This window comes from Roseococcus microcysteis (genome assembly GCF_014764365.1).
In the GTDB taxonomy this organism is placed as follows: Bacteria; Pseudomonadota; Alphaproteobacteria; order Acetobacterales; family Acetobacteraceae; genus Roseococcus; species Roseococcus microcysteis.
The window spans coordinates 4182427-4208010 of the sequence record NZ_CP061718.1; the positions used below are offsets into that span (position 1 = coordinate 4182427).

At 69.2% G+C, this 25584-nt stretch carries 26 protein-coding genes; 12 read left to right on the forward strand and 14 right to left on the reverse strand.

The features are described from left to right. Positions 1-98: 98 nt before the first annotated feature. The 3 genes from ICW72_RS20320 to ICW72_RS20330 form a co-directional block, all read right to left on the reverse strand. A complete protein-coding gene (locus ICW72_RS20320; protein ID WP_191084327.1) occupies positions 99-1025 on the reverse strand; it encodes a hypothetical protein in 927 nt (308 codons plus the stop codon). 86 nt (positions 1026-1111) lie between these two features. Further along, a complete protein-coding gene (locus ICW72_RS20325) occupies positions 1112-2779 on the reverse strand; it encodes a M3 family oligoendopeptidase (RefSeq protein WP_191084328.1) in 1668 nt (555 codons plus the stop codon). A 5-nt stretch (positions 2780-2784) separates the two neighbouring features. Next, positions 2785-3486, reverse strand: coding sequence for a dienelactone hydrolase family protein (locus ICW72_RS20330; protein ID WP_191084329.1), 702 nt, complete (start codon positions 3484-3486; stop codon positions 2785-2787). 65 nt (positions 3487-3551) lie between these two features. Here ICW72_RS20330 and ICW72_RS20335 point away from each other — a divergent pair, with 65 nt between their 5' ends. From ICW72_RS20335 to ICW72_RS20345, 3 genes are read left to right on the forward strand one after another with little or no spacing between them, the layout of a single operon-like run. Further along, entirely contained in the window at positions 3552-4229 is a 678-nt protein-coding gene (locus tag ICW72_RS20335; RefSeq protein ID WP_191084330.1) for a DUF3047 domain-containing protein, read from the forward strand. Positions 4230-4241: 12 nt separating this feature from the next. Further along, entirely contained in the window at positions 4242-4730 is a 489-nt protein-coding gene (locus tag ICW72_RS20340) for a flavin reductase (protein WP_191084331.1), read from the forward strand. Positions 4731-4774: 44 nt separating this feature from the next. Continuing rightward, positions 4775-6436, forward strand: a complete 1662-nt coding sequence (locus tag ICW72_RS20345; protein WP_191084332.1) for a DUF6311 domain-containing protein — start codon at positions 4775-4777, stop codon at positions 6434-6436. Here ICW72_RS20345 and ICW72_RS20350 read toward each other — a convergent pair. Further along, entirely contained in the window at positions 6421-7983 is a 1563-nt protein-coding gene (locus ICW72_RS20350; RefSeq protein ID WP_191084333.1) for a sulfatase-like hydrolase/transferase, read from the reverse strand. The genes ICW72_RS20345 and ICW72_RS20350 overlap by 16 nt on opposite strands. A gap of 56 nt (positions 7984-8039) precedes the next feature. On the opposite strand from ICW72_RS20350, the gene ICW72_RS20355 reads away from it, so the two are divergent. Continuing rightward, positions 8040-8591: a carboxymuconolactone decarboxylase family protein gene (locus ICW72_RS20355; RefSeq protein WP_191084334.1), complete on the forward strand. Its 552-nt coding sequence runs from the start codon at positions 8040-8042 to the stop codon at positions 8589-8591. 219 nt (positions 8592-8810) lie between these two features. On the opposite strand, the gene mmsB is transcribed toward ICW72_RS20355, so the two are convergent. The 6 genes from mmsB to ICW72_RS20385 form a co-directional block, all read right to left on the reverse strand. After that, on the reverse strand, positions 8811-9683 hold the full coding sequence (gene mmsB / locus ICW72_RS20360; protein WP_191084335.1) for a 3-hydroxyisobutyrate dehydrogenase: 873 nt from the start codon (positions 9681-9683) through the stop codon (positions 8811-8813). A 16-nt stretch (positions 9684-9699) separates the two neighbouring features. Continuing rightward, positions 9700-11136 (reverse strand): YecA family protein, encoded by a 1437-nt coding sequence (locus ICW72_RS20365; protein WP_191084336.1) that lies wholly within the window; start codon positions 11134-11136, stop codon positions 9700-9702. A gap of 66 nt (positions 11137-11202) precedes the next feature. Next, entirely contained in the window at positions 11203-12768 is a 1566-nt protein-coding gene (locus tag ICW72_RS20370; RefSeq protein ID WP_223880715.1) for an alkaline phosphatase D family protein, read from the reverse strand. A gap of 1 nt (position 12769) precedes the next feature. Then, complete coding sequence (locus ICW72_RS20375) at positions 12770-13450, reverse strand: DUF599 domain-containing protein (RefSeq protein ID WP_191084337.1); 681 nt, start codon at positions 13448-13450, stop codon at positions 12770-12772. 7 nt (positions 13451-13457) lie between these two features. Then, positions 13458-14060: a 2-hydroxychromene-2-carboxylate isomerase gene (locus tag ICW72_RS20380; RefSeq protein ID WP_191084338.1), complete on the reverse strand. Its 603-nt coding sequence runs from the start codon at positions 14058-14060 to the stop codon at positions 13458-13460. 58 nt (positions 14061-14118) lie between these two features. Then, positions 14119-15336 carry an NADP-dependent isocitrate dehydrogenase gene (locus ICW72_RS20385; RefSeq protein WP_191084339.1) on the reverse strand — a complete coding sequence of 406 codons (1218 nt, stop codon included), beginning with the start codon at positions 15334-15336 and terminating at the stop codon, positions 14119-14121. A gap of 151 nt (positions 15337-15487) precedes the next feature. Between ICW72_RS20385 and ICW72_RS20390 the strand changes: the two genes are divergently transcribed. Beyond that, a complete protein-coding gene (locus ICW72_RS20390) occupies positions 15488-16222 on the forward strand; it encodes an SDR family NAD(P)-dependent oxidoreductase (protein ID WP_223880716.1) in 735 nt (244 codons plus the stop codon). A gap of 6 nt (positions 16223-16228) precedes the next feature. Here ICW72_RS20390 and ICW72_RS20895 read toward each other — a convergent pair whose 3' ends face one another. From ICW72_RS20895 to ICW72_RS20405, 3 genes are all read right to left on the reverse strand, one after another. Further along, positions 16229-17038 carry a transglycosylase SLT domain-containing protein gene (locus ICW72_RS20895; protein WP_223880717.1) on the reverse strand — a complete coding sequence of 270 codons (810 nt, stop codon included), beginning with the start codon at positions 17036-17038 and terminating at the stop codon, positions 16229-16231. 227 nt (positions 17039-17265) lie between these two features. Further along, positions 17266-17643 (reverse strand): cupin domain-containing protein, encoded by a 378-nt coding sequence (locus ICW72_RS20400; RefSeq protein WP_191084340.1) that lies wholly within the window; start codon positions 17641-17643, stop codon positions 17266-17268. Between the two features lie 14 nt (positions 17644-17657). After that, positions 17658-18371 (reverse strand): glutathione S-transferase family protein, encoded by a 714-nt coding sequence (locus ICW72_RS20405; RefSeq protein ID WP_332308956.1) that lies wholly within the window; start codon positions 18369-18371, stop codon positions 17658-17660. On the opposite strand from ICW72_RS20405, the gene ICW72_RS20410 reads away from it, so the two are divergent. The 7 genes from ICW72_RS20410 to hpf all read left to right on the forward strand — a co-directional run bounded on the left by ICW72_RS20410 (position 18370) and on the right by hpf (position 24695). Beyond that, positions 18370-18840: a disulfide bond formation protein B gene (locus tag ICW72_RS20410; RefSeq protein ID WP_191084342.1), complete on the forward strand. Its 471-nt coding sequence runs from the start codon at positions 18370-18372 to the stop codon at positions 18838-18840. The two genes, ICW72_RS20405 and ICW72_RS20410, sit on opposite strands and share 2 nt — an antisense overlap. Next, positions 18837-19358: a demethoxyubiquinone hydroxylase family protein gene (locus ICW72_RS20415; RefSeq protein ID WP_191084343.1), complete on the forward strand. Its 522-nt coding sequence runs from the start codon at positions 18837-18839 to the stop codon at positions 19356-19358. The genes ICW72_RS20410 and ICW72_RS20415 overlap by 4 nt, the downstream gene beginning before the upstream one ends. A 177-nt stretch (positions 19359-19535) precedes the next feature. Continuing rightward, positions 19536-20249 (forward strand): LPS export ABC transporter periplasmic protein LptC, encoded by a 714-nt coding sequence (gene lptC / locus ICW72_RS20420; protein WP_191084344.1) that lies wholly within the window; start codon positions 19536-19538, stop codon positions 20247-20249. Then, positions 20246-21172 (forward strand): LptA/OstA family protein, encoded by a 927-nt coding sequence (locus tag ICW72_RS20425; RefSeq protein WP_191084345.1) that lies wholly within the window; start codon positions 20246-20248, stop codon positions 21170-21172. The genes lptC and ICW72_RS20425 overlap by 4 nt, the downstream gene beginning before the upstream one ends. Positions 21173-21669: 497 nt before the next feature. Continuing rightward, on the forward strand, positions 21670-22548 hold the full coding sequence (gene lptB / locus ICW72_RS20430; RefSeq protein ID WP_223880718.1) for an LPS export ABC transporter ATP-binding protein: 879 nt from the start codon (positions 21670-21672) through the stop codon (positions 22546-22548). Between the two features lie 49 nt (positions 22549-22597). Beyond that, complete coding sequence (gene rpoN, locus ICW72_RS20435) at positions 22598-24052, forward strand: RNA polymerase factor sigma-54 (protein ID WP_456300171.1); 1455 nt, start codon at positions 22598-22600, stop codon at positions 24050-24052. A 52-nt stretch (positions 24053-24104) separates the two neighbouring features. Then, positions 24105-24695, forward strand: coding sequence for a ribosome hibernation-promoting factor, HPF/YfiA family (gene hpf / locus ICW72_RS20440; RefSeq protein WP_191084347.1), 591 nt, complete (start codon positions 24105-24107; stop codon positions 24693-24695). A gap of 78 nt (positions 24696-24773) precedes the next feature. On the opposite strand, the gene ICW72_RS20445 is transcribed toward hpf, so the two are convergent. Continuing rightward, positions 24774-25427, reverse strand: coding sequence for a ribonuclease D (locus tag ICW72_RS20445; RefSeq protein ID WP_191084348.1), 654 nt, complete (start codon positions 25425-25427; stop codon positions 24774-24776). Positions 25428-25584 lie beyond the last annotated feature (157 nt).

Consider the following 25584-nt stretch of genomic DNA (forward strand, 5'->3'; position numbering starts at 1 on the left):
CGTGAATCAGCCGCGCGGCAAGCGTCTGATCGCCGCCGGCGCCAGCCGGTGGCGTGAATCAGCCGCGCGGCACGCCTCCGCCCCCGCGGTTCGGATGCTCAGGCCGCTTCCTGGGCCTGGCGGGGGAAGATGCAGACCGCCGCCTCCAGCTCGATGCTGTCCTCATCCTCCATGCGAAGGGCGAAGTGGCGGCCGGGGAGGGCGACCCCCAGCTGATCCACCTTGTGGATGATCTCAAGGATCCTGCCATCCTGCTGCGGCGGGATGCGATGGAGCCTCTCGACACGCTCGGCCTCGTCGGAGGTGATCCGCACCCGGATGGGATTGCCCAGCATGTTGAAGGAGAGGCCCACCATCATGCCATGGGCCGGCAGGCTGAACCGCGCCACCTCGCCCGGGCGCAGCAGGGTGTAGCGCTGGAGGCGCAGGCTGGACTGGCGCTCGATCACCTCGGCGCCTTCCGCCTCGAAGCGCGGGGCGGCGAAGCTTGGCGGCCGCTCGACGAAGGGGCCGGGTGCCACGTTCACCACCACCGACATCAAGGCCTTCATCATCGCCCCGCTGAGGGCCGGCCCGAGATGCATGGTGTCCTGCATGTCGAAAGGGCACACGCCGTCCTCGACCAGCTGGTAGCCATCCACCACCGGGATGCCGCGGGCCCTGGCCTCCACGAGCCGGGCCGCGCGGGCCGCCTGGGCGATGTCCTGGATGGGGGTTTGCGGCGTGATGAGCAGCACGGGCACGATGCCGCGGGCCCGCAGCCAGTCCACCATGTGCCACAGCACCAGGCTGCTCACGCCATCGCCATGCTGCCAGATCTGCCCATTGTCCGCGGGGTCCATGGCGAGGTGCGTCACCCCCGCCAAATCCGCGCTGGAAAGCATGTAGGGCAGCAGGGCGGAGGGCGAGCCGCCCAGGCCCACCGCCTCCACCGCGAAGGGCGGCGCCATTCCGCGCAGGACGGCGGCGAAGCCGTCATGCTTGATGGTGTTGCTCGTGCCGATGATGAGAAGCTTGCGCTGCATGGCGCAGGATTAGACGTGGCGCGCGGGGCCTGCAACGCAATCACACATGGCCTGTCCCCGCCGCCACATCCATGGGCCGGGCAGGCTCAGGCCAGCACCGCCCGCGCCTCCTCCACCACCCCCGCCAGCGCCCCCGGCGCGAAGGGCGAGGCGAGCCCCGCCGAATCCACCAGCCCCGAGAAGGGCAGGGAGCCGCCCCGCCCGCACAGCGCCACATAGGCCTCCAGCGCCGCCGCCGCGTCGCGGCGTGAGCGCTGCCAGAACTGCATGGCGCAGCACAGCGCCAGCGCGTAGTCGATGTAGTAGAAGGGCGCGTTGTAGATGTGCTGCTTCGCCTGCCAGCGCCCGCCCTTGGCCGGGTAGGCGAGGTCGCCGTAATCCGTCCAGGGCATGTAGAGGCGTTCGAGGCGCTGCCAGATGGCGTGGCGTTCGGCCGGCGTGGCGTCGGGGTTGGCGTAGACCTCGTGCTGGAAGTGGTCCACGCAGGCGCCATAGGGCAGGAAGGCCAGCGAGCTGATCAGGTGCATGCGCCGGAACCGCTCCGCCGCATCCTCGCCCACCAGGTGATGAATGCCCGGATGGGTCAGGAATTCCAGGCCCATCGAATGGATCTCGGCCGATTCCATCCCGGGCCAGAGCTGGTCTATCCCCGGCAAGGCGCGGCTCTGCCAGCATTGGAAGGCATGGCCCATCTCGTGCGTGAAGACGCCGATGTCGTGGTGCGTGCCGTTGAAGTTGGCGAAGATGAAGGGCGCGCCCTGGCTGGGGAAGGAGGTGCAGAAGCCGCCGCCGGCCTTGCCCGGGCGGTTCTTCAGGTCCAGGAACCCGCCCGCCGCCATGCCGCGGAAGAAGGTGCCGAGGCGCTTATCCATCCCGTCGAACATGGCCTGCGCCGCGGCCAGCAGCGCGTCATGGTCGCCGAGCGGCTTGGGGTTCCCGGCGGGGTCTATCAGCGCCTCGTCCCAGAACCGCAGCCGGTCCCAGCCATGGGCGGCGCGGCGCGCCTCCAGCAATTCGGCCACCAGGGGGACCACCCGCGCCACGATTTCCTCGCGGTAGCGCGCGACCTCCGCGGGCCCGTAGTCGAGGCGGCGCATGCGGCGGTAGGCCAGGGCGGTGAAGCTCTCATCGCCCAGCTTCCGCGCCATGCCGTGCCGCAGCTTCACAAGCTGGTCGTAGATCGCGTCCAGCTCCTCGCCATGCTGCGCGAAAAAGCCCCAGCGCGCGGCCTCCGCCTCATGGCGGCGTTCGCGATCAGGGTGCTCGGCATGGGGGGCGAGGCCGGAGAGGTTCACCTCCTCGCCGCCCACGCGCAGCTTCGCCCCGGCCAGCAGGGCGGTGTAGCGGGCGGAAAGCTTCGCCTCCTCCTCCAGATCGGCCGCGATCTCGGGGGCGAAGGTGGTGATGTCGCAACGCCACAGCGCGGGCGTGTGCGCGCCGCAGATTTCGGCGACGAGGGCCAAATCCACCTCCGCCAGCACGCGGCGCTTCATCGCCGTCTCATGCCCCTGCACGACGGGGGCGAGGGCGTCGGCATATTCGCGCTCGGCCTTCGCTTCGGCGTCCGTCGTGTCCTGGGCGAAGCGCAGATGGGCCAGCGCCATCCAGCCATCCACCTCGCGCCGCAGGGCGTCCCATTCGCGCAAGGTCACCTCGGGTGCGGCGGCGAGCGCCGCGTTCAGCGCCTCATAACGCGCGGCCAGGGTGTCGCGGTCCGGCCGCGGGGCGGTGATGTCGGAAAAGCGCAGTTCCATCGCGCTCAGCCCAGATGCTTCACGAGGAATTCCGCCGTGCGCCCATTGGCGATGGTGGCCGCCCGCGCATCCCAGGCATGGCCGCCCATGCGGGCGAAGGCGTGGTCCACGCCCGGATAGACATGGGCCGTGATCTGGGGGTGGCCCTTCACCCCGGCCAGGATGGCGGATTGCGCCTCGGGCGGGACGAACTTGTCCTTCTCGGCGATGTGCATCAGCAGCGGGCGCTTGATCCTGGGCGCGTCGTCCAGCATCCCCTCGATGCCCACGCCGTAATAGCTGACATGGCATTCGGCATCGGTGCCCACGGCGGTGCGCCAGGCCATGCGGCCGCCCAGGCAGAAGCCCATGGTGCCTACCTTGCCATTGCTGCCGGGCAGGGCGCGGGCGGCGGCGATGGTGGCGGCCAAATCCTCCAGCCCCTTCATCTGGTCGAAGCCGTTCATCAGCGCGAAGGCGCGTTCCCACTGCGCCTGGCCGGCATCGGGGTCCAGGTCCACATTGGGTTCCTGCCTCCAGAACAGATCGGGGCAGAGGGCGATGAAGCCCATATCGGCCACCCATTCGGACAGCGCGCGCATGGCGGCGTTCACGCCGAAGATCTCCTGGATGAGCACCACGCAGCCCGCGGGCTCGGATTTCGGGCGGACCAGAAGGGCGTCGAAGCGGCCGGTTCCGTCGGTGGCCTGGATGGAAAGGCTGGACATGGTCGGGAACTCCCTTGGCGTGTCGCGTGGTTACGGCCATTTAAAGACCGATGCAGCGTCGTGCCATGATAGCCGCCCTAGCGGCGCCCGCCATCGCCCTGCCGGGCCGGGCGCGAGCCGCCCTTTCCCTGGAGGCGGCGCTGGTCCAGGCCGGCTGGACCCATGCGCCCTATGACGGGCTGACGCCGGCCCGCTTCCGCGCCACCCCGAACGGCGTGGCCATCGAGGGCGTGGCGGCGGGCAGCTTCATCTGGCGCCGCACGCCTGGCCAGGCCGCCTGCCTCACCTGGCGCTGGCGGGTGGACCATGGCCCGCCGCCCACGGATTTGACGCGCCGTGGCGGCGAGGACCGGGCCATTTCCCTGACGGTGGGTTTTTCCGGCTGGCCGGCGCGCGCCTCGCTCTGGCAGCGCACCCAGCACGCGGTGGCCCAGGCGCGGGCGGGGGACCACCCGCTGCCGCGCTCGGCGCTCATCTATGTCTGGGGCGGCACGGGGCGGGAGCCGGCGTCCTTCTACAGCCCCTGGATGGGCGGCCTGGGCAAGGTGCGCGTGCTGCGCCCGGCCGCCGCGCCCACCGGGCGCTGGTTCGAGGAGCGGGTGGACCTCGCCGCCGACTGGACCGAAAGTTTCGGCGGCCCCCCGCCACCCCTGCAAGAGATTGCCATCGGCACCGATACGGACGACACCGGTGCGCGCGTCTCGGCCATGGTCGAAAACATCCGTCTCACCTCCTGCGGTTAGGAACCGAACCCGATGCCCATCGAGCGCCAGCAATTCCGTGATGCCATGGCCCGCCTGCCGGCGGCGGTGAACATCATCACCACGGGCGGCCCCGCGGGGCGTGGCGGCTTCACGGCCAGCGCGGTGTGCAGCGTGACGGACAGCCCGGCGACCCTGCTGGTGTGCATGAACCGCACCGTCTCCTCGGCCGAGCTGTTCCGGGCGAATGGCACGCTCTGCGTGAACACGCTGTGCGGCAGCCAGGAGGAACTCTCGGGCATCTTCGCGGGCGCCACGGGCGTGGATGGCGAGGCGCGCTTCGCCTTCGGCACCTGGTCACCCATCATCACCGGCGCGCCGGCGCTGGAGGGCTGCCTCGTCGCCTTCGACGCGCGCATCACCGACATGATCGAGAAGGGCACCCATGTCGTGATCTTCGCGGAGGTGGAGGCGGTGAAGATCGGCGGCGCGGACCCGGCGCTGCTGTATTTCGCGCGGAACTACTGCCGGGTCGCGGCGTAGCTCAAGCTTGACGCCCCCTGGCCGGGCGTCGAAACCCTGGTCTGGTGAGGAAGCAAAGCGCACATGGCGGCCGGTGGCCCCAACGGGCCGCCCTGGCCCTCGTTCTCCTGGGCGGCGCGCTGGCGGCGGTGCTGACACTCGGCCCGCGCATCCTGGACGTGAACGACCTCGGCTGGCTGCTGCATGGCACGCTGGGGCCGGACCCCGTGGCCTACCTCGTCGCCTGGATGTATTTCGCGCCCGCCCCCTGGACCTGGCCGCCGGGGCGCAACCCCGATTACGGCCTCGAACTTTCCAGCGCCATCTTCTACGTGGATGTCGTGCCGGCAATGGCCTTCCTGGCCAAGGCGCTGCGCCCCCTGGTCGAGGTCCCGCAATACTGGGGCCCCTGGCTGGTGCTGAGCGCGGCGCTCCAGGCGGGCTTCGCCTGGAAGCTGCTGGGCCTCGCGGTGCGGGACCCCTGGGCGCGGGCCTTCGGCGCCCTCCTCTTCGCCTGGCAGCCCATGCTGCTGAACCGCATGGGCGGGCATTTCGCGCTGGTCAGCCAATGGGCGCTGCTCTGGGCGCTGTGGCTCTGCCTGCGGCCCGCGGCACGCGGGCAGACAGCGTGGTGGATGGCCTGCCTGGGCACGGTGGCCCTCCTCAACGCCTATGTGCTGGCCATGTGCGCGGGGCTCTGGGTCGCGGATTTGCTGGGGCGGCTGTGGCGGGAGCGCGCCTGGGGCGCCGCCCTGGCCCAGCTGGTGCTGGTGCCGGCGGCCTTCCTCTCCGCCCTCTGGCTCGCGGGCTATTTCACCGTGACGGGCGAGGTGGCGCCCATGGGGCTGCATTACGGCCTGGCGCAGCTCGACCTCACCGCCCCCTTCGACAGCACGGCCTGGGGCTGGCTGCTGCCCGGCCTGCCCGGGCTGCGGCATTGGGAGCATGGGGGCAGCTATCTCGGCGCCGGGACGCTGCTGCTGCTGGCCATGGCGCTGTGGTTCGTGCTGCGCCATGGCGGGGCCTGGGCGGCGCTGCGGCCGCATGCACTGCTGCTGCTGGTGCTGGCGGGGATGCTGGCGTTTGCCATTTCGCCCAACCTCGCCGTCGCGGGGCAGGTGTTCCCGCTGTTCGACCTGCCGGGTTTCGCGCGGCGCTTCGCGGACATGCTGCGCTCCTCCGAGCGCTTCTTCTGGCCGCTGGGCTATGCGCTGATCTTCGCCGCCATCGCCGTGCTGGCGCGGCACCTGGCGCGGCCCTGGCTAAGGGTGGTGCTGATGGGCGCCTTCGTGGTGCAGGCGGTGGATGTGCAGGCGGGCATGGGGCAGTTCCGCGCCCTGGTCGCCGCCGCGCCCCCCATCGCCGCCGAGCGCCTGCCCGACCCCTTCTGGGACGAGGCCGCGCGCCGCATCCAGCGCGTCCGCGCCGTCCCCGCCGGGAATTTCGGCGAGGATTGGGAGGAACTCAGCCGCTGGACCGCCCCCCGCGGCATCCCGAGCGACGCCGTCTATCTCTCCCGCGTGGACCCAGCGCTGGTCGAGGCGCTGAACGCAAGCGTGCGGGCGGCGCTGGAGGCGGGGCAGTGGGAGGCCGGCACCCTCTACATCCTGCGCGACGACGCGGTTCGCGCGCTGGTGGAGGCGCGCCGTGATCCGGCGCGCGATTTGCTGGCCGAGGTGGATGGCATCACGGTCTTCGCGCCGGGCTGGTTTCACCACTCGCCATAGAAAACGCCGGCGGCCTTGTGGCGATCGGTGCGGAACTCGGCCTCGGCCCAGGTCAGGGTGGTGCGGCATTTGAGGTTGGTGGCCCATGCCAGCAGGCGCTCGCGCATCGCCACGCGCCTGGCCTCATGCGCGGGGTCCTGCCCCAGGTCGTGGAATTCGTCAGGGTCGGCGCGGAGGTCATAGAGCTGCGGCGGCAGGCCGCTGGTCCAGTGGATGTATTTCCACTCCGCGGTGCGCAGCATGAAGCCGCGATGCTGGCCGGTGGGCAGACCAAGCCGCCGCCGCGCCGCGCGGAAGGTGATGTCGAGTTCGCTGATCGCCGCCTCGCGCCACTCCGTCGCGGTGCCGCGCGTGAGGCCGAGCAGGGATCGCCCCTCCAGCACATGCGGCGCCTCGGGCAGGCCCAGCGCGTCGAGGAAGGTGGGCACCAGGTCGATGGCCTCCACGAAGCGCGTCTCGACGGCGCCGCGCTTGGCGTCGGCCTCGCGTGATGGATCGTAGAGGATCATCGGCACGCGCTGGATGCAGTCGTGGAAGAGTTCCTTCTCGCCCAGCCAATGGTCGCCCAGATAGTCGCCATGGTCGGAGGTGAAGACGACCAGCGTGTCCTCCCAGCGCCCCATGCGCTCCAGCAAATCCCACACGCGGCCGAGATGGTCGTCCACCTGGGTGATGAGGCCCATATAGGTGGGGCGCACGGCCGCGATGCAGGCGTCGTTCTGGAAGCTCTGCGCCACCTCCTCCTGCTGGAATTCGCGCAGGACGGGGTGGGCGTCGTTGCCGCGTTCCGCCGCGTGGCGACGGACGGGCAGCGCGTGTTCGGGCCCATACATCGCGTGATAGGGGGCGGGGGCGATGTAGGGCCAGTGCGGCTTCACATAGGAAAGATGCAGCACCCACGGCGTATCGCCCTGCGCCGCGATGAAGCGCAGCGCCTGGTCGGTGGTGTAGGCGGTCTCGCTGTGTTCCTCGCGCACGCGGGCGGGCAGGCGGGCGTGGCGCATCTTCCAGCCGTTGCGGATGCTGCCATCCGTGTCGGTGGCGGCGATGACGTAGTCCGTCCAGGGGTCCTGGCTGTCATAGCCCTGGGCGCGCAGCCAATGGGCGTAGGCGGATTGCGTCTCGGCGTGGTGGCCGTCATGGCGGTCCAGCAGGGTGAACCAGCCCTCGCGCAGCAGCACCGCCAGCTCATCCTGACCGTCGAGCAGCAGGCGCTTCATGCCATGCGCGTCGGGCAGCATGTGGGTCTTTCCCGCCAAGGCAAGGGTGCGCCCCGCCTCGCGCAGATGCCAGCCCAGCGTGACCTCGCCCACGGAGAGCGGCACGCGGTTGTGGGTGGCGCCGTGGCTCGCGACATAGCGGCCCGTGTAGAAGCTCATCCGCGAGGGGCCGCAGATGCCCGACTGCACATAGGCCTGGTCGAAGCGCACCCCGCGCGCGGCCAGGCGGTCCAGGTTGGGCGTGCGCAGATGCGGGTGGCCGGCGCAGCCCAGATGGTCCCAGCGCAGCTGGTCGCACATGATGAAGAGCACGTTCCGCACGGCCATTGGCGTTCCCCCTGTCCCGTTCCATCCTACCCGCAACGACACAGGAGGAAACGCCCATGCCCCGCTTCACGCCATTGACGGAAGCCACCATGACCACCCGCCAGCGCGAGGTCGCCGCCAATATCGGCTCGGGCGCGCGGGCCGGCGTGAAGGGGCCTTTCCCCGCCTGGCTGCACAGCCCCGAGATGGCCGAGCGGCTGCAGAATGTCGGCCGCTTCATGCGCTGGGAAAGCAGCCTGCCGCCGCGCCTCTCCGAACTCGCCATCCTCGTCACCGCGAAGCGCTGGCGCGCGCGCTTCGAATGGTATGCCCACCACAAGATGGCGATGGATGGCGGCCTCAGCCCCGCCATCGCGGAGGATGTGCGCCTGGGCCGCACCCCCTCCAACATGGCCGAGGACGAGGCCGCCGTCTTCCGCTTCGTCTCCGAGGTGCAGGCCACGGGCGATGTCAGCGACGAGGCCTTCGAGGACGCCAAGCGCCTCTTCGGCGAGAAGGGCTGCGCCGAACTGCTCGGCATCACCGGCTACTACACCGCCGTCTCCTTCACCCTGAACGTGGACCGCGTGGCCCTGCCCGAGGGCGTGCCCGACCCCTTCCCGGATTGAGGGGGTGCTCGGCCTCGCCGTCCTGCTGAGCGAGCCTGTCGTCCTGATCCCGCTGCTGATCGTGCTGGCGTGGGTCGCCATCGCCTGGCTGCGCGACCGGAGCTGACGTGGGCAGGGGGCATATTGCCCCCATGCTGATCCTCGCCGAACCCCTGAACCTGATCCTGACGGCGCTGGCCCTGCTGGCGCTCGATGCCTGGCTGAACCGGAAGCCGCGAATCAGGCCTCCCGCAGCATCTCGATGATGCCCGAGAAGTCCCGCAGCGCCCCGCCATCGGCCGCGAAACGCTCATAGAGCGTCAGCGCCGCCGCCCCCAGCGGCGTGGCCGCGCCCACGGCGCCGGCCGCCTGCTGCGACAGGCCAAGGTCCTTCAGCATCAGCGCGGTGGCGAAGCCCGGCGCATAGCCGCGGTTGGCCGGGCTGCCCGGCACAGGCCCCGGCACGGGGCAATAGGTGGTCAGCGACCAGCACTGGCCGGAGGATTTGCTCGCCACCTCGAACAGCGCCTCATGGCTGAGGCCCAGCTTCTCGGCGAGGGTGAAGGCCTCGCAGGTGCCGATCATGGAGATGGCCAGCAGCATGTTGTTGCAGAGCTTGGCCGCCTGGCCCGCGCCCGAGGCGCCGCAATGCACCACGGTCCGGCCCATCGCCTCCAGGATGGGTTTCGCGCGGGCGAAGGCCTCGGCATCGCCGCCCACCATGAAGGTCAGCGTGCCGTTCTCCGCCCCCATGGTGCCGCCCGAGACGGGGGCGTCCAGCATGGGCCGGCCCGAAGCCACCTCCCGCGCCGTGGTCACGTCAATGGTGGAGCAGTCGAGCAGCACGGCATCGGGCGGGGCGGCCTCGGCCATGCCGCCCGCGCCGAGCCAGGCCTCGCGCACATGGGTGCCGGCGGGCAGCATGGTGATGACGAAGCCCGCGCCGCGCGCCGCATCGGCCGCGGATTGCGCGCGGGTGATGCCGGCCTCGGCCGCCGCGTCCATGGCGGCGGCGCTGAGGTCATAGCCCGCCACCTCATGCCCCGCCCGGACCAGGTTGCGGGCCATGGGCAGGCCCATATTGCCGAGCCCCACGAAGCCGATGCGCGCCATGATGCGGTTCCCCGTCTTATATGCAGCAATACTTATATTTCTTGCCCGACCCACAAGGACAGGTAGTATTTCGACCAACCTTATTACGTCGCGCTGATCGTGGAGCGCTTGACGAAGGAGGAATAAATTCGTTTTCGTGAAACACCTGCATAACTGTCTCGGGCCGAAGTATTTTAAGTTTTTCCTGGTCTAATTTAAGACTTTCTATATCCTCTACCGAAAGATCCTCTCTATTTAATGTAATAACTTCTACATCAAAATCTTTAGAAAATTTTGGTGCTGTAAAAATAAAACCAATTGCCTTTTTCTTATCAGGAAGCCGATCAAGCGCGGAAAACGAAGAGACTTCGAGTAAGCGATGACGAGCTGCAGTAATATCAGAAATAACTCCGACAAAGCCATGGATCTGCACAAAAATATAAACAACCTCATCAGTCAATGACGATATCAACGTAATTTTTCGTGTTGGTCCAGCTACCTGCGCAGGAAATTCTTTGAAGGCTACATTAAGGCGATTTGACAGCATGCGCCTATAAAATCGTGGCTCTTTTGCCATTTGAAAAAGCGGGCTATCGCTCTGATGAAATCGCCCCGCTTTAAATTCAGCTAGTGAGATAAAAGAAAATAATTTTTCAATAAATCGATCCCATAAATACGAAGATTGATTGGATTTTTTTGTATTACGATAAATTGCATCTTTGACAAATGACTGCCAGAATCCCTCTTCTACCATAAATCCAGTTGCATCGCGGTCTTTTATGAGTACTCTATTATTAGAAATTTTATCAAAAGATCTCATATAATAGCCAAGCAAATCCTCCTCTCCACAATAATTAAAATACTCGACCTGAGAAATCGCTCTTTCTTTTTCAATAATATAAGAAATAAAATCACTGATAGTATCGAGTTCTCGTAATATAAGTGCAAAATTATGTCCATCTAAAACATGAACCGGATTATTGGAATCCAGCTGAATAACAAAGGGCATGGAGAAATCAATTTCAGGACTTTTAGAGTAAATTACTGCTAGACTACCATATATATTTTCTGGTCTGTATGCTTTACATGCGTTATGCGCCCCATGAGCCACCAAAATCTTTATAAATTTAGCATTTTTTGGCACTATGGCATCTAATGAGGTATGTTTATTACGGTTGAGAAAGATACTTCTACCAGATTTTATATAACGCTCTGCTCCCTCTAGGCTATCAATTTGGTTATTTATGCATTTTCGTTGCCAGCGCTTCCAATTGAGTTCGTTGGTTTTTTGATCTTCTGTAATTCGTAATACTCTTTCTCTATCAAAGAATATGATAATGTATTCGCCAAATACTACGAGTGCATCGCATAATTCTTTTCCGTCATCTCTGGCAGGATTAGGAAAGCACCAAAGGCGCAGGAAGGAATTGGCGCATAGCTCACTGAGTCGGCCTTCCGTCGGAGTCACAGGCATAGCTTCTGCTCGCGTCGTTATGCCCGGGGATGAAGAAGGAAAACGGCCATTCCTTCAAGGCTGCTATCAACCCGGCACGATGCCCGGCCTTCCTGCCAGCGTCACCAGATGCGCCCTATCCTCGCGCGGCGCGCCGGGGCGTTCCACATAGGGCACGGCGCGGTAGATGGCGCTGAGCTGGTCCGCCCGCACCTCGTGCCGCGTGTAGCCGCGGCGGTTGCTGTGGAAGCGCAGATGGGGGTTGTTCCGCAGCACCCCCTCGGCGGTGGGCTGGGCCTCGCTGCCATCGCCCTCGCTGCTGATGGAGGTGGTGACGAATTCCACCCCCAGCGCCGGGCCCTCGGGCCTGCGCTGGATGTCGCCCGCCCAGGCGCGATGCACATCGCCCGTCAGCACCACGGCGTTGCGGCCTTCCAGCATGTCCAGCACGCGGGCGCGGGCGGCGGGGTAGCCATCCCAGCTGTCCATGCTGATGGGGCCGCCAGGGAAGACCCGCGGCGTGAAGAAGACCTGCTGACCCAGCACCTGCCAGGTGCCGCGCCCCTCGCGCAGGCCCTCGCGCAGCCATGCCTCCTGCACAGGGCCCAGCATCTGCGCGTCCGGCCGCGCCACCGCCTCGCAGGGGATTCGCGTGCCGTCGCCACAGGGCTGATCGTCGCGGAAGCGGCGGGTGTCGAGCGCGTGGAAATCCAGCAGGCTGCCGAAGCGCAGGCGGCGGTAGGCCGTGATGTGCTCCGCGCGCGGGCGGGCGCCGGGGCGGACGGGCGTGTGCTCATACCAGGCCTGGAAGGCGGCGGCGGCGCGCAGCGCGAATTCCTCGGGGGTCACGACCACGTCGCGGAAGCGGCCCGTTCCGTCGCGCTGGCTTTGCATCGCGGCCCAGTTGTTCTCCACCTCATGGTCGTCATAGGTGGTGATGAAGGGGTGGGCGGCCTGGGCGTCGGCGAGGTCCGGGTCGGTGCGGTATTGCGCGTGGCGGCTGCGGTATTGGTCGAGCGTGTAGGTCGCCGGGCCGTGGTGGGAGCGCACCACCGGGCCCCAGCCGCCCTGGCCCGGGCGGCGGCCGGCATGCTCGTAGATGTAGTCGCCATAGTGGAAGACGAAGGCCACATCCTCCTCGCGCGCGGCGTGGTGCCAGGCGGTGAAGTGGCCGTGCTCGTAGTTCTGGCAGCCGGCGGCCAGGAAGTTCAGCGCGGCGGCCTCGCCGGGCGCGGGGGCGGTGCGGGTGCGGCCCACGCGGCTTTGCTGGCCCTGGGCGGTGAAGCGGTAGAAATAGGGGCGCCCCGGCCGCAGCCCGCCCGCCTCGACATGCACGGCGTGCGCGGATTCGGGGCGGGCCACGGCCTCGCCGCGCGCGATGACGCGGCGGAAGCCGTCATCCTCCGCCACCTCCCAGGCCACGGGCACGGCGTCATTTCCCATGCCGCCGCCATCCTCCAGCGGCGCGGGGGCGAGGCGCGTCCAGAGCACCACCGAATCCGGCCACGGATCGCCCGAGGCGACGCCCAGCGTGAAGAGCGGGCCCGGCGCCTGGGCGCGCAGCGGGCGCGGGGCGAGGGCCGCCAGCGCCGCAAGCCCCGTGGCCCCGCGCAGCGCCCCGCGCCGCGACAATTCCAGGACATGACGAACCACACTATCCACGCGTCAACGCCTCCCGCACCACCGAGCGGAATTCCCGCCGGTGCAGCTCACGTAGCACCAGCAGCGACGCCAGGATCAGGGCCACCGGGTGAAGAATCCATGTCAGCGCGGCCAGGCCGAAATAATAGGCGCGCAGGCCGGTGTTGAAGTGGCGCGCGGCGCGGTTGGCGACCTCGGCCGCCATGTCGGCCTGGGGCAGGGCGGCGTCGCCCATGCCGATGCCGCCCACCACGATCGAGCAGTAGTTGAACTGGCGCAGCGCCCAGGTCAGCTCGAAGAAGGCGCGCACGAAGATGAAGACCAGCAGGAAGATCCGCAGCTCCCAGGCGAAGTCGGTGGCGGGCGGCTGGGCGAAGGGCAGGGCGGAGAGCGCCCGCTGCCCAAGATCGGGCGCGCCCAGCAGCGCCACCAGGCCCGCCAGGATGAAGATGGAGGTATTGGCCAGGAAGGAGGTGCTGGCCATCAGGTTGCCGATGATGGCCGTGTCGCTGATGCGGTTGTCGCGCGTCAGCAGCGCGCGCATCCAGGTGCGGCGGTGCATGTCCATCGCCGCGATGACGGAGCGCGAGCGGATGGAGGGAATGCGGTCCACCACCGCCGAATAGCCCGTCCAGCAGCCCAGGAAGACCAGCAGGGCCGCGAGGTCGAGCGGGCTGATCGGCCAGCCGGTCATGCCGGGCTCACCCCTGGCCGGCGAGCTTCCGTTCCACGAAGTCCAGCCGGTCCTGGCCCCAGAAGATCTCGCCCTCGATGACGAAGCTGGGGGCGCCGAAGACGCCGCGCTCCAGCGCCGCCTCGCTGTCCGTGCGGCGGCGGTCGAGCCATTGCGGGTCCTCGGCCAGCTTCAGCAGGGCGGGGCCGTCCAGCCCCACATCGGCGGCCAGGGTCGCGAAGGTGGCGGGGTCGGCCGGGTTCACGTCATCGGCCCAGATGGCGCGCATGATGCGGTGCGAGAGCTTGATGGCCGGCACCACGCCCTGCGTCTCGCGCAGCGCGATCACGGCGGCGGCGATGGGCGGCTCGTTGAAGGGGAAGGAGGAGGGCTGCGGGTTCAGCGGCAGGTTCAGGTGGCGGCTCCAGCGCGCCAGCTCCATCAGCCGGTAGGCCTGGCGCTGCGGGGCGCGCTTGGGGAGCGGCAAGCCGCCCGAGGCCGGGAAGATCACCCCGAAATCCACGGGGTAGGGCATCACGGTCGCCCCGTGCTTCGCGCACATCGCCTCGAAGCGCGTGGAGCCGAGATAGGCCCAGGGGGAGTTCAGCGAGTAGTAGTAATCCACATGCATCGTGAAGTCCTCCGGGGCCGTTCGCGCCGGGCAGGTGCCCGGCGCGTCCTGGGCTTGTTCAGCCCATCTTCTTCTTCAGGTTCTCGTCCAGCGCGGCCAGGAAGGCCTGGGTGGAGAGGTAGGGCTGGTCCTTGCCGATGAGGATGGCGAGGTCCTTGGTCATCTGCCCGCCTTCCACGGTCTCGATGCAGACCTGCTCCAGCGCCTCGGCAAAGGCCGTCACGTCCGGCGTGTTGTCGAACTTGCCGCGATAGGCCAGGCCGCGCGTCCAGGCGAAGATGGAGGCGATGGGGTTCGTGGAGGTCTCACGGCCCTTCTGGTGCTCGCGGTAATGGCGCGTCACCGTGCCATGCGCGGCTTCCGACTCCACCGTCTGCCCGTCGGGCGACAGCAGCACGGAGGTCATGAGGCCGAGCGAGCCGAAGCCCTGCGCCACGATGTCCGACTGCACGTCGCCATCGTAGTTCTTGCAGGCCCAGACATAGCCGCCTTCCCACTTCAGGGCGCAGGCCACCATGTCGTCAATCAGCCGGTCCTCGTAGGTGATGCCGGCGGCCTTGAACTTGTCGGCGAATTCCGTGTCGAACACCTTGCGGAAGATGTCCTTGAACTCGCCGTCATAGGCCTTGAGGATCGTGTTCTTGTGGCTGAAATACACGCTGTAGCCGCGCGAGAGGCCGTAGTTCAGGCTGGCGCGGGCGAAGCCCTCGATGCTGGCGCGGGTGTTGTGCATGCCCATCAGCACGCCGCCGCCGGCGGGGAAGTTGGTCACCTCCATCTCGACCGGCGCGCCGCCATCGGCGGGCGTCCAGGTGAGCGTGGCCTTGCCGGCGCCGGGGATCTTCGTCTCGGCGGCGCGGTAGATGTCGCCATAGGCATGGCGGCCCACCACGATGGGCTTGGACCAGTGCGGCACCAGGCGCGGCACGTTCTTGCAGATGATGGGCTCGCGGAAGATCGTGCCGTCGAGGATGTTGCGGATGGTGCCGTTCGGGCTGCGCCACATCTTCTTCAGGCCGAATTCGGCGACGCGGGCCTCATCCGGGGTGATGGTCGCGCACTTCACGCCCACGCCGTACTGCTTGGTGGCGTTGGCGGCATCCACCGTCACCTGGTCATCGGTCGCGTCGCGGTGCTGGATGCCGAGGTCGTAGTACTTCAGGTCAATGTCGAGGTAGGGGAGGATCAGGCGGTCCTTGATGAACCCCCAGATGATGCGCGTCATCTCGTCCCCGTCCATCTCCACGACGGGGGTTTTCACCTTGATCTTGGCCATGCGGTCCTTGCCTTTTCTCGACCCCGCCGGCGCGCGCGCCCGCGGGGGTCCTCAACCGGAGTGTTGCGATGCGGGCCGCACCATCGCACCGTGGCCCCCTTGAAACAAGGGATGGGGGCCAAGCGCCCCCGGCGCGGCAGGGAGGCGGTGCGTGCGCGGTCTGGACGGGAAGATGGCGGTGGTGACGGGGGGCGCGCGGGGGCTGGGGCTGGCCATCGCGCAGCGGCTCAAGGCCGGCGGCGCGCGGTTGGCACTTTGGGACCGGGACGTGGCCGCGGTGGCGACGGCGGCGAAGGCGCTCGGCGCCCATGCCGAGGCGGTGGACGTGACCGACGCGGCCGCCATCGAGGCGGCACTCGCCCGCTCCGAGGCGGCCCTTGGCCCCTGCGGCATCCTGGTCGCCAATGCCGGCATCACCGGCCCCAACCACCTCCTGGAGGATTATCCGGTGGATTCCTGGCGCCAGGTGATCGAGGTGGATCTCATCGGCGTCTATCTCTGCTGCCGCGCCGTGCTGCCGGGGATGCGGGCGCGCGATGCGGGGCGGATCGTGAACATCGCCTCCATCGCCGGCAAGGATGGGAACCCCATGGCCAGCGCCTATTCGGCGGCGAAGGCCGGCGTCATCGGCCTCACCAAGTCGCTGGGCAAGGAGCTGGCCGGGACGGGCGTGCGGGTCAACTGCGTCACCCCCGCCGCGGTGGAGACGGAACTCTTCGCCCAGATGACGGCGGAGCAGATCGCCTGGATGAAGTCCAAGATTCCCCTGGGCCGCTTCGGCCTGCCCGAGGAGGTGGCCGAGATGGTGGCCTTCTGCGCCTCGGACGCCGTGAGCTTCACCACGGGGGCGGTCTTCGACGTGTCGGGCGGCCGCGCCGTCTATTGAGACGGTCTACTCCGCCGGGGGCCGATACCAGGGCAGCCGGCGCGCGGCGGCCGTGACCGGCACGGGCGGCGGCGCGCTGGCCAAGGCCAGCGCCGGCGGGCCGCGCCCCGCGATGACCACCGGCCGCGCGCGATAGGCGTCGAGCCCCCGCCCGCCCCCCGGCGCGCCGGGAAGAATCTGCGCACGCTCATCCCCATTGGACAGCGCCGCCACCCTTGGCGTGCCGCGCGTGGCCAGCGCCCGGTCCTGCGCCAGGCGGGCCTGGGCCTCGGGCCAGGCGGCGGCGACACGGTTGCGGTAGGCCTCGGCCAAATGCGGCGTGTGGGAATGGTAGTGGCCCGCGGCCTGCAGCCAGTCCGGCGTGCGGGACTGGAGGTCCGTCAGGAAGCGCGCGGCGTAGCGGGCATTGGCCAGCGGGTCGAAGGCGGTGGCCAGGTCCGGGAAGGCCTGGGGGTGGAAATGCAAGTTCACCTGCATGCAGCCCACATCCACGATCCGCACCCCCCGGGCACGAAGCGCCTCCACCCCGGCAATGGCTGCCGCCCGGTCCGGGAAGAAATGGCCGCGCCCCTCGGCATTGATGGCCCAGGGCCAGGGGCCGAATTCGCCCGTGACAGGGTCCGCCCGGCCGGATTCCACCCGTCCGATGGCCTGGAGCAGGCCCGGGGGCAGGCTGGCCTCGCGCTCCGCCGTTGCGATGGCGGCACGGCAGAGTTGCGTGGGCGACAGGGGCTGGGCGCGGACCCCCTCGGAAGCCAGGGACAGGCAGGCGGCGAAGGCCCAGGCGAGGCCGGAAAAAGCCAGGAAATTCCTCATGCCGGAGGAGGACAGCAACCGCCATGCCAGCGGGTTCCGAGGCCATCAAAAATTTCCATGTTGCAATGCAATAACTCGCTTGCATGCGAGCGATCACCCCGCTATATGAGGGGGGCGGCAGGAATTTCGGTTCCTGCCCGCTTTCTTGGACGTTTCCTCCCTTAACTTGGCGGTGCAGCAATGCACCGCCATTTTTTTTGGACGCCTGCCCAAGGCGCCGGGAAGCCTCAGCCCGGCCCGTCCACCAGCTTCGTCTCGAATTGCGCGGGCGAGGTGATCTCCACCAGCTCCAGGTCATCCGAATGCGCGATCTCGCGGTGGCGCACGCGGGGCGGCTGGTAGACGCTGGTGCCGGCGGTCAGCGTCACCTCGCCGATATCCTCGTATTCGAAGCGCACCCAGCCGCGCACGACCCAGACCATCTGGAAGTCCAGCTCATGCAGGTGCCATTTGGGCTCCGGATGCTCGCCCGGGATGGCGCGGATGACATGGGCGCCGAAGCGCCCCTCGGTGGCGCCGGCGATGCCGAGGTCGCCATATTCGAAGAAGGCGCGCAGGCCGCGGGTGAAGTCCCGCCCCTCCGCATGGGTGACGGTGGTTCGCATGCGCGCGCTCCCTTTCAGCTCATCGGCACGGCGATGTGGGTGGCATAGCCCGGGCGCTGCTTCAGCCGCGCATGCCAGGCCTCCAGGCGGGGCTGCGCCTTGCGCGTGATGGGCAGGTTCAGCCAGCGGTGCAGGTAGGGGCCGAGCGCGATATCAGCGAGGCTCGGCTCCGCCCCGCCCAGATAGGGGTCGTCGCCCAGCGCGTTCTCCACCATGTCCCAAAGCGCCTCGGCCTCGTTCCTGGCGGCGGCGGTGGCCACCATGTCGCGCTTCTCCTCGGGCGTGCGGACATAGGTGAAGAAGATCACGGTCATGGGCGCGTTGAGGTGGCCGAGCTGCCAGTCCATCCAGCGTTCCGTCCGCGCCCGGGCCCGGGCCTCGGTGGGGTGCATGGCATGGCCGGGCGCGCGGGTCGCCACCAGGTAGCGGCAGATGGTGTTGCTCTCCCACAGGGCGAAGCCGTCCGGCTCCTCCAGCGTGGGCACGCGGGCATTGGGGTTCATGGCCAGGTAGTCGGGGTCGCGCGTGCGGCCGAAGGCGCCGCCGGCATCCACCCGTTCATAGGGAATGCCCAGCTCCTCGCAGAGCCAGAGCAGTTTCATGACGTTGGATGAGCTCGTGCGGCCCCAGATACGCAGCATGGACAATGGCCTCCCCTTGATGCGGGAAGCGTAACGTGGCCGCCGGGCATTGCGGAAGGGCCGGACGCAGGGCACATGCCGCCACATGTCCGGTGCCCTTCTCGTCGCCCTGCTGGCCGCCGCCGCGCCGCTCTTCGCGCGCGGCAGCGAGACCTGGTTCGAACTCGTCCCCTGCGAGCTCTGCCTGTGGCAGCGCTGGCCCTATTGGGCGGCGGCCGCGCTGGCGGTGGCCGCGCATTTCGTCGCGCGGCGCAGGCTGCTCTGGGCGGCGGGCGCGGCCGCGCTGGTCTCGGCCGGCATCGCGGGCTTCCATGTGGGGGTGGAGTTCGGCTGGTGGCCGTCGCCCCTGCCGGGTTGCGCGGCGCCCACGGCCGGCGGCGCCATGACGCTGGACCAGATGATGGCGAGCCTCGCCGCCGCCCCCACCAAGCCCTGCGACGAGCCGGTGTGGCTGATTCCCGGCGTCCCCCTTTCCATGGCCGCCTTGAACCTGATCTATGGTCTTTCCCTGGCGGGGCTGGCCCTCGTCATCGCCGAGAGGAGCCGCCGCCGATGAGCACCACCCCCCGCCGCTACCTGGAGCAGGTCATCCGCGTGGATCATGCGGGCGAATACGGCGCGAAGCGGATCTACCAGGGCCAGCTCGCCGTCCTGCGCGGCACCAGGCACGAGCCCACCATCCGCCACATGCAGGAGCAGGAGCAGGAGCATCTCGACACCTTCTCCCGCCTGATCGCGGAGCGGCGGGTGCGCCCCACCGCCCTGCTGCCCTTCTGGCATGTGGCCGGATTCGCGCTGGGCGCCGCCACGGCCGCCATGGGCGCGCGGGCCGCCATGGCCTGCACCGTCGCCGTCGAGGAGGCGATCGACGAGCATTACCAGGAGCAGGAGGCCAAGCTCGGCCCCGACGAGGCGAAGCTGCGCGAGGACATCGCCCGCTTCCGCGCGGAGGAGCTGGAGCACCGCGACATCGGCCTCGCCAATGAGGCGGAACTGACGCCCGGCTACCGCGTGCTTTCGGCCGCGATCAAGCTGGGCTGCAAGGTGGCGATCAAGGTGGCCGAACGGGTCTGACACCTTTCGCAACAGGCCGCCACATCTCTGGCATGATCCTTGCCTTGACCCCGGCGCGGGCCGGCCCCCATACAAGGCCCGTGTCCAGCTTGCGTCCACACCCCGCCGCGCCCTGGCCCGCCCGCGCCCGCGTGGCGCTCGCGCGGGGCCGCGCGCCTGTCGGGAAAGGGGGGCGCCATGGCCGACCCGGTGAATGCGAGCCGCCCCGTGCGCCAGGACTTCGCCGTGCTGCCCAGCGAGCGGGAGCGCGGCCTCATCCCCTCGCGCGCCCGCGTCGCCCCCAGCAAGCGCGCCCTGGCGCGGCGGCGCTGGACGGTGCGGCTGGCCAAGCTGAGCCTGCCGTTGCTGGCGGCTGGGCTGTTCTCACTGATCCTGTTCTGGCCGGACATTGACGGGCGCGACGCCCGCCTCTCCTTCCGCCGCGCCCCGGGGCCGGAGCCCGAGGCGCTGCAGATGGTCGCCCCCCGCTACCAGGGCGTGGACGAGGTGAGCCGCCCCTACACCGTCAGCGCCGCCGGCGGCCGGGTGGCGCGCGGCGAGGAGGGGCGTTCCGAGGGGCAGGAGATCGTGGTGCTGGACCAGCCCAAGGCCGACATCCTGCTGACCGATGGCGGCTGGGTCTATCTCGAAAGCCGGGACGGCCGCTACGATCGCGCCGGCAGCCTGCTGGACCTGGAGGGCGAGGTGACCGTCTTTCACGACAACGGGATGATGTTCCGCACCCAGCGCGCCGCCGTGCGCGTGACCGAGGGCGCGGCCAGCGGCCAGAGCCCCACCCGGGCCCAGGGCCCCTTCGGCACCATCCATTCGGAAGGCTTTGAAATGACCGATCGCGGCGCCGTCGTCATCTTCACCGGACGCGCCCATGCGGTGCTGGAGGCGCGGGAATGATCCGCACCCTCGCCCTTCTCGCGCCGCTGCTTCTCGGCGGCGCCGCCCTGGCCCAGACCATAGACCTCAGCCAGGGCGGGCCCGTGGACATCACGGCCAATGACGGCATCGAGTGGCGCCAGGCCGAGCAGGTGGTGGTGGCGCGCGGCGGCGCCCGGGCCGAGCGCGCGGGCACCGCGGTGGACGCCGCCCGGCTGCTGGCGCGCTACCGCCCGCAGCCGGGCGCGACCCCGACCCCCGCCAATGGCCCGCGCAGCGAGGCGCTGGGCGGCAGCAACGAGATCTGGCGGCTGGAGGCGGAGGGCAATGTCCGCATCTCCACCGCGACCGATGTCGCGACCGGTGACCGCGCGGTCTATGACATGGACCAGTCGGTGCTGGTGCTCTCCGGCCGCAACATCAGCCTGACCACGCCGCAGCAGGCGATCACCGCGCGCGACAGCCTGGAATACTGGACGCAGCGCCGCATGGCCGTGGCCCGCGGCAACGCGCTGGTGGTGACCGAGGACGGGCGGCGCATCACCGCCGATGTGCTGGTGGCCTATCTGCTGGAGGACGCCAACAACCCGCAGGCCGCCGCCGCCCGCGCGGCGCCGCGCCCGGGCACCCAGGGCGCCGCCTCGCCCCCGCCGGGCCAGGGGCGGCTCGACCGCGTGGAGCTGTTCGGCAATGTGGAAATCCGCAGCGCCGAGGAGGTGGTGCGAGGCGACCGTGGCGTCTATTCCGCCGAGACGGGCCAGGCGCGGCTGCTGGGCAATGTCCGCATCACGCGCGGCCAGAACCAGATCAACGGGCAGGAGGCGCTGGTGAACCTCAACACCGGCGTGTCGCGCCTGGTGGGCCAGGGCGGCCAGCGCGTGCAGGGCGTGGTGGCGCCCGGCGCGCGGGAATCCACCCTGCCCGGACAGGGCACGCGGCCGTGAGCGGGGGGAAGGAGAACCCACCGGAAGGTCGGGCGCCCGCCGCCGCGCCGAATGCAACCCCCGCCTTCACCACCCCGGGTCGGGGCACGACCCTGGCGGGGCTGCTGGTGGCCGTCGCCACGCCGCCGGAGGTGAGCGTGGGGCAGGGGGGCGCGGCGCCCGCGGCCACACCCTCCGGGCCGCCCGCGGCCCCACCCTCCGGGCCGCCCGCGGCCACACCCTCGGCTTCGGCTCCGCCCGCCCTTGCGAAGCCGGTGGCGCCCCCCCCGGCGGAGGCCGCCGCATCCACGCCCCCGCCGCCCAAGGCGGAGGCGACGGGCGCGGCGAGGCCTGCGCCACCCGGGCCCAACCCCGCGACCCCGCCGCCAGCCGCCGAGGCCACGCCGCCCAAGCCCGCACCGGTTCCGCCGGCCGGACCCGCCGCGACCCCGTCCCCGGCCGCCGGCAACCTGCCGCCCAAGCCAGCGCCGGCTTCGGCCGCTGCGCCGGCCGCGACCTTGCCGCCAGCCGCCGAGGCCACGCCGCCCAAGCCCGTGCCGGCCCCCGCCACGCGGATGCGCCCCGCCGAATCCCCGCCGCCGGCCGCCCCCGCCGTCATCCGCAACGCGCCCGCGCCGCGCCCCGCCACGCCGGCGCTGACCGCCGTCGAGGGCTCGGGCGGGCTGGTCGCGACGGGGCTCGGCAAGCGCTACAAGAAGCGGCCGGTGGTGCGGCAGGTCTCGCTGCACCTCAAGCGCGGCGAGGCGGTGGGGCTGCTCGGCCCCAATGGCGCCGGCAAGACCACCACCTTCTACATGATCACGGGCCTGGTCCGCCCCGACGAGGGCAGCGTCACCATGGACGGGGCCGACGTCACCCATTTGCCCATGTATCGCCGCGCGCGGCTCGGCCTCGGCTACCTGCCGCAGGAGGCCTCGATCTTCCGGGGCCTCTCGGTCGAGGACAATATCCGCGCCGCCTTGGAAGTGGTGGAGCCCAAGCGCGACCGGCGCGAGCAGATGCTGGACAGCCTGCTCAACGAATTCGGCATCGCGCATCTGCGCCGCGCGCCCTCGCTCGCGCTTTCGGGCGGGGAGCGGCGGCGCTGCGAGATCGCCCGCGCGCTGGCCACCCACCCCGCCTATATCCTGCTGGACGAACCCTTGGCGGGCATCGATCCCATCGCCGTCGGCGAAATCCGCGACCTGGTGAAGCACCTGAAGAATCGCGGCATCGGCGTGCTCATCACCGACCACAATGTGCGCGAGACGCTGGAGATCATTGACCGCGCCTACATCATGCATGACGGCCAGGTGCTGATGGAGGGCCGCCCGCAGGAGATCGTCGCCCATGAAGGCGTGCGGCGCGTCTATCTGGGCGAAAAATTCAGCCTTTGAGGGGGCCGGTGCCACCTGCCCCCACCGCTGACGCCGTCTGATGGCGTCCATGCTCGGCCCCCGCCTCGATCTGCGGCAGTCGCAATCGCTGGTGATGACGCCGCAGTTGCGGCAGGCGATCAAGCTGCTGCAATCCTCCAACATGGAGGTGATGGCCTTCGTCGAGGAGGAGCTGGAGCGCAACCCGCTGCTGGAACGCGACGAGGCCCGCAGCGTGGCCGTGGCCGCCGAGGCCCCGCCGCCCGACGCCGCCGCGGCCGCCAGCGCCGACACCTTCCCCGAACCCGCGCTGGATGCCGACTACTCCAACGTGGTGGATGCGGGCGAGGCGCATACGCCCGATTTCGGGCCGGTGGGTGCGGGCGGCCGCGCCGATTTCAGCGATGACCTCTCGGGCATCGAAGAGATGGCCGGCGCCGGCCCCTCGCTTCGTGAGCGGCTGGCCGAACAGCTCCGCCTCAACCTGCCCGAGGGGCAGGAGCGGCTGATCGGCGCGGCCCTGCTGGCGATGGTGGAGCCCAGCGGCCGCCTGACTCTGGACGCCGACGCCATGGCCGCCCGCCTGGGCTGCGAGGTGGCGGTGGTCGAGCGCGTGCGCCGCGCCATGCAGCGCTTCGAACCCGTGGGCATGTTCTGCCGCGACCTGCGCGAATGCCTCCAGGTGCAGCTGGAGGAACAGGGCCGCTACGACCCCTACATGGCCCGTCTGCTGGACCACCTGCCCCTGCTGGCCCGGCGCGACATGCGCGGCCTGATGGAGGCCTGCGGCGTGGATTCCGAGGATCTGGCCGAGATGGTGGCCGAGCTGAAACGGCTAGACCCCAAGCCGGGTGCCGGCGCCGATGACGCGCCCTTGCAGACCATCCAGCCCGATGTGCTGATGCGCCCCTCGCCCGAGGGCGGCTGGGTGCTGGACCTCAACCCCGAGACCCTGCCGCGCGTGCTGGTCAACCGCGGCTTCGCGGCCCGCGCCACGGTCCATCTGCGCGACCGCGACCAGAGGACCTTCCTGGCCGAGCAGCTCCAATCCGCCAACTGGCTGGTGAAGAGCCTGGAGCAGCGCGCCAACACCATCCTGAAAGTGGCGAGCGAGATCGTCCGCCGGCAGGACGCCTTCTTCCGTTATGGCGTGGAGCATCTGCGCCCGCTGATCCTGCGCGACGTGGCGGAGGCGGTGGAGATGCACGAGAGCACCGTCAGCCGCGTCACCGCCAACAAGTATCTCGCCACACCGCGCGGCACGCTGGAGCTGAAATACTTCTTCACCACCGCCATTGCCGGCACGGCAGGCGGCGAGAGCGTGAGCGCGGAGGCGGTGCGTCATCGCATCCGCGGAATGATCAACGCGGAGCCGCCCTGCGCCATTCTTTCGGATGATGCAATCGTGTTGCGTCTACGTGAAGAAGGCGTGGACATCGCGCGTCGAACCGTGGCCAAATACCGGGAAGCGATGCGCATCCCCTCATCGGTGCAGCGCAAGCGCGAAAAGGCCGTCACGGCCTGAAGGGCGATCTCCCTGCTGGCCGGATGACGGCTGGACAGAGGAAAGGTAGCCCATGCACATCACCGTCGCTGGCAAGCAGGTCGAGACATCGGACGCGCTGCGCGTCCATGTGGCCGACGGACTGGAAGCGATCACGGGCAAGTATTTTGACCACGCGCTGGAAGCGCGCGTCACCTTCCACAAGGGAGCCAAGGGCGGCAATGGCGGGCATTTCGCCTGCGACATCAACCTCCATGCCGGGCGCGGGCTGAGCCTGCGCGGCGAGGGGCAGGGGCCCGACGCGCAACGCGCCTTCGACGAGGCGGCCGAGCATGTGGCCAAGCGCCTGCGCCGCTACCGCCGCCGCGCCAATGAGCACGCCCGCGGCCAGGCGGCGGAGCGCGAGACCTCGGAGGTGCTGCGCGAATACGTCGTCACGCATGACGAGGAGGCGGAGGAGGGCGAGGCCATCACCAGCGCCGACCACCCCGCCGTGGTGGCGGAGCCGCTGGGCGAGCTGCATGTGCTCTCGGTGGGCGAGGCGACCATGCGGCTCGATCTCTCCGGCGCGCCGGTGGTGGTGTTCCGCAACAGCGTGAGCCGCACGATCAACGTGGTCTATCGCCGCGCCGATGGGCATGTGGGGTGGATCGACCCCGGCTGAGGGCGTCGAGCGAGCCCGGCCTGTTGCACCGGGCCACGCGATTCACGCCTACGGGCTGCGCCCTACGGCGATCGCGTGTCAGTGATGAAACAGGTCCGGCTCCTCATACCCCAGCAGGTCGAGCTTTCCGCGCGTGGGGAGAAAATCGTAGCAGGCCTGGGCCAGTTCCAGCCTGCCCTCGCGCTTGAGCAGCGCCTCCAGCTTCGCCCAGAGCGCGTGCAGGTGCAGCACGTCGCTGGCCGCATAGGCGCATTGCTCGGGCGTGAGTTCGAGGGCACCCCAGTCGCTGGTCTGCTGCTGCTTGCTGATCTCCACGCCCAGCAATTCGCGCAGCAGATCCTTCAGCCCGTGCCGGTCGGTGTAGGTCCGCACCAGCTTGGAGGCGATCTTGGTGCAGCGCACGGGGCGGATCTCCACGCCCAGCGCATGGTGCAGCAGCCCCACGTCGAAGCGGGCGAAGTGGAACAGCTTCACCACCTCGGGGTTGCTCATCAGCGCGGCCAGGTTGGGCGCTTTGTAGCCATGGCCGCCCAGGCTCTCCGGGATCAGCTGCACCAGATGCGCCGCGCCATCGCCGGAGGAAAGCTGCACCAGGCACAGCCGGTCGCGCCGCGCGTCGAGGCCCATCGCCTCCGTGTCCACCGCCACCACGGGCCCGAGGTCGAGCCCCGCGGGCAGGTCGTGCTGGTGCAGGTGGACGGGGCCGGTCGGCGTGAACATGGTCTTCGCCATCGGGCGCACCTCGATCTTTGTCTGGGGAATGTGGAGAGGCATAGCCCTGGCGCCGGCCGGGCGGCAAGCCACCGCAGGCTGCGGACGCAGGGGCCGCCCGCACGCCAGGTTGGCAAATGGCGCGGATGCCTTGACCCTGGCCGCGCCGCGCCCGCCA

Excerpts from the sequence above, each read along its gene's own strand:
- ICW72_RS20425 (WP_191084345.1), top strand. The coding sequence starts at position 20,246 with ATGATCCGCACCCTCGCCCTTCTCGCGCCGCTGCTTCTCGGCGGCGCC.
- ICW72_RS20380 (WP_191084338.1), bottom strand. The coding sequence starts at position 14,060 with ATGCATGTGGATTACTACTACTCGCTGAACTCCCCCTGGGCCTATCTC.
- ICW72_RS20325 (WP_191084328.1), bottom strand. The coding sequence starts at position 2,779 with ATGGAACTGCGCTTTTCCGACATCACCGCCCCGCGGCCGGACCGCGAC.
- ICW72_RS20320 (WP_191084327.1), bottom strand. The coding sequence starts at position 1,025 with ATGCAGCGCAAGCTTCTCATCATCGGCACGAGCAACACCATCAAGCAT.
- ICW72_RS20340 (WP_191084331.1), top strand. The coding sequence starts at position 4,242 with ATGCCCATCGAGCGCCAGCAATTCCGTGATGCCATGGCCCGCCTGCCG.
- ICW72_RS20335 (WP_191084330.1), top strand. The coding sequence starts at position 3,552 with ATGATAGCCGCCCTAGCGGCGCCCGCCATCGCCCTGCCGGGCCGGGCG.
- ICW72_RS20330 (WP_191084329.1), bottom strand. The coding sequence starts at position 3,486 with ATGTCCAGCCTTTCCATCCAGGCCACCGACGGAACCGGCCGCTTCGAC.
- ICW72_RS20410 (WP_191084342.1), top strand. The coding sequence starts at position 18,370 with ATGTCCGGTGCCCTTCTCGTCGCCCTGCTGGCCGCCGCCGCGCCGCTC.
- hpf (WP_191084347.1), top strand. The coding sequence starts at position 24,105 with ATGCACATCACCGTCGCTGGCAAGCAGGTCGAGACATCGGACGCGCTG.
- ICW72_RS20385 (WP_191084339.1), bottom strand. The coding sequence starts at position 15,336 with ATGGCCAAGATCAAGGTGAAAACCCCCGTCGTGGAGATGGACGGGGAC.
- ICW72_RS20445 (WP_191084348.1), bottom strand. The coding sequence starts at position 25,427 with ATGGCGAAGACCATGTTCACGCCGACCGGCCCCGTCCACCTGCACCAG.
- ICW72_RS20415 (WP_191084343.1), top strand. The coding sequence starts at position 18,837 with ATGAGCACCACCCCCCGCCGCTACCTGGAGCAGGTCATCCGCGTGGAT.
- ICW72_RS20895 (WP_223880717.1), bottom strand. The coding sequence starts at position 17,038 with ATGAGGAATTTCCTGGCTTTTTCCGGCCTCGCCTGGGCCTTCGCCGCC.
- ICW72_RS20365 (WP_191084336.1), bottom strand. The coding sequence starts at position 11,136 with ATGCCTGTGACTCCGACGGAAGGCCGACTCAGTGAGCTATGCGCCAAT.
- ICW72_RS20400 (WP_191084340.1), bottom strand. The coding sequence starts at position 17,643 with ATGCGAACCACCGTCACCCATGCGGAGGGGCGGGACTTCACCCGCGGC.
- ICW72_RS20405 (WP_332308956.1), bottom strand. The coding sequence starts at position 18,371 with ATGTGGCGGCATGTGCCCTGCGTCCGGCCCTTCCGCAATGCCCGGCGG.
- mmsB (WP_191084335.1), bottom strand. The coding sequence starts at position 9,683 with ATGGCGCGCATCGGCTTCGTGGGGCTCGGCAATATGGGCCTGCCCATG.
- lptC (WP_191084344.1), top strand. The coding sequence starts at position 19,536 with ATGGCCGACCCGGTGAATGCGAGCCGCCCCGTGCGCCAGGACTTCGCC.
- rpoN (WP_456300171.1), top strand. The coding sequence starts at position 22,598 with ATGCTCGGCCCCCGCCTCGATCTGCGGCAGTCGCAATCGCTGGTGATG.
- ICW72_RS20355 (WP_191084334.1), top strand. The coding sequence starts at position 8,040 with ATGCCCCGCTTCACGCCATTGACGGAAGCCACCATGACCACCCGCCAG.
- ICW72_RS20375 (WP_191084337.1), bottom strand. The coding sequence starts at position 13,450 with ATGACCGGCTGGCCGATCAGCCCGCTCGACCTCGCGGCCCTGCTGGTC.
- ICW72_RS20350 (WP_191084333.1), bottom strand. The coding sequence starts at position 7,983 with ATGGCCGTGCGGAACGTGCTCTTCATCATGTGCGACCAGCTGCGCTGG.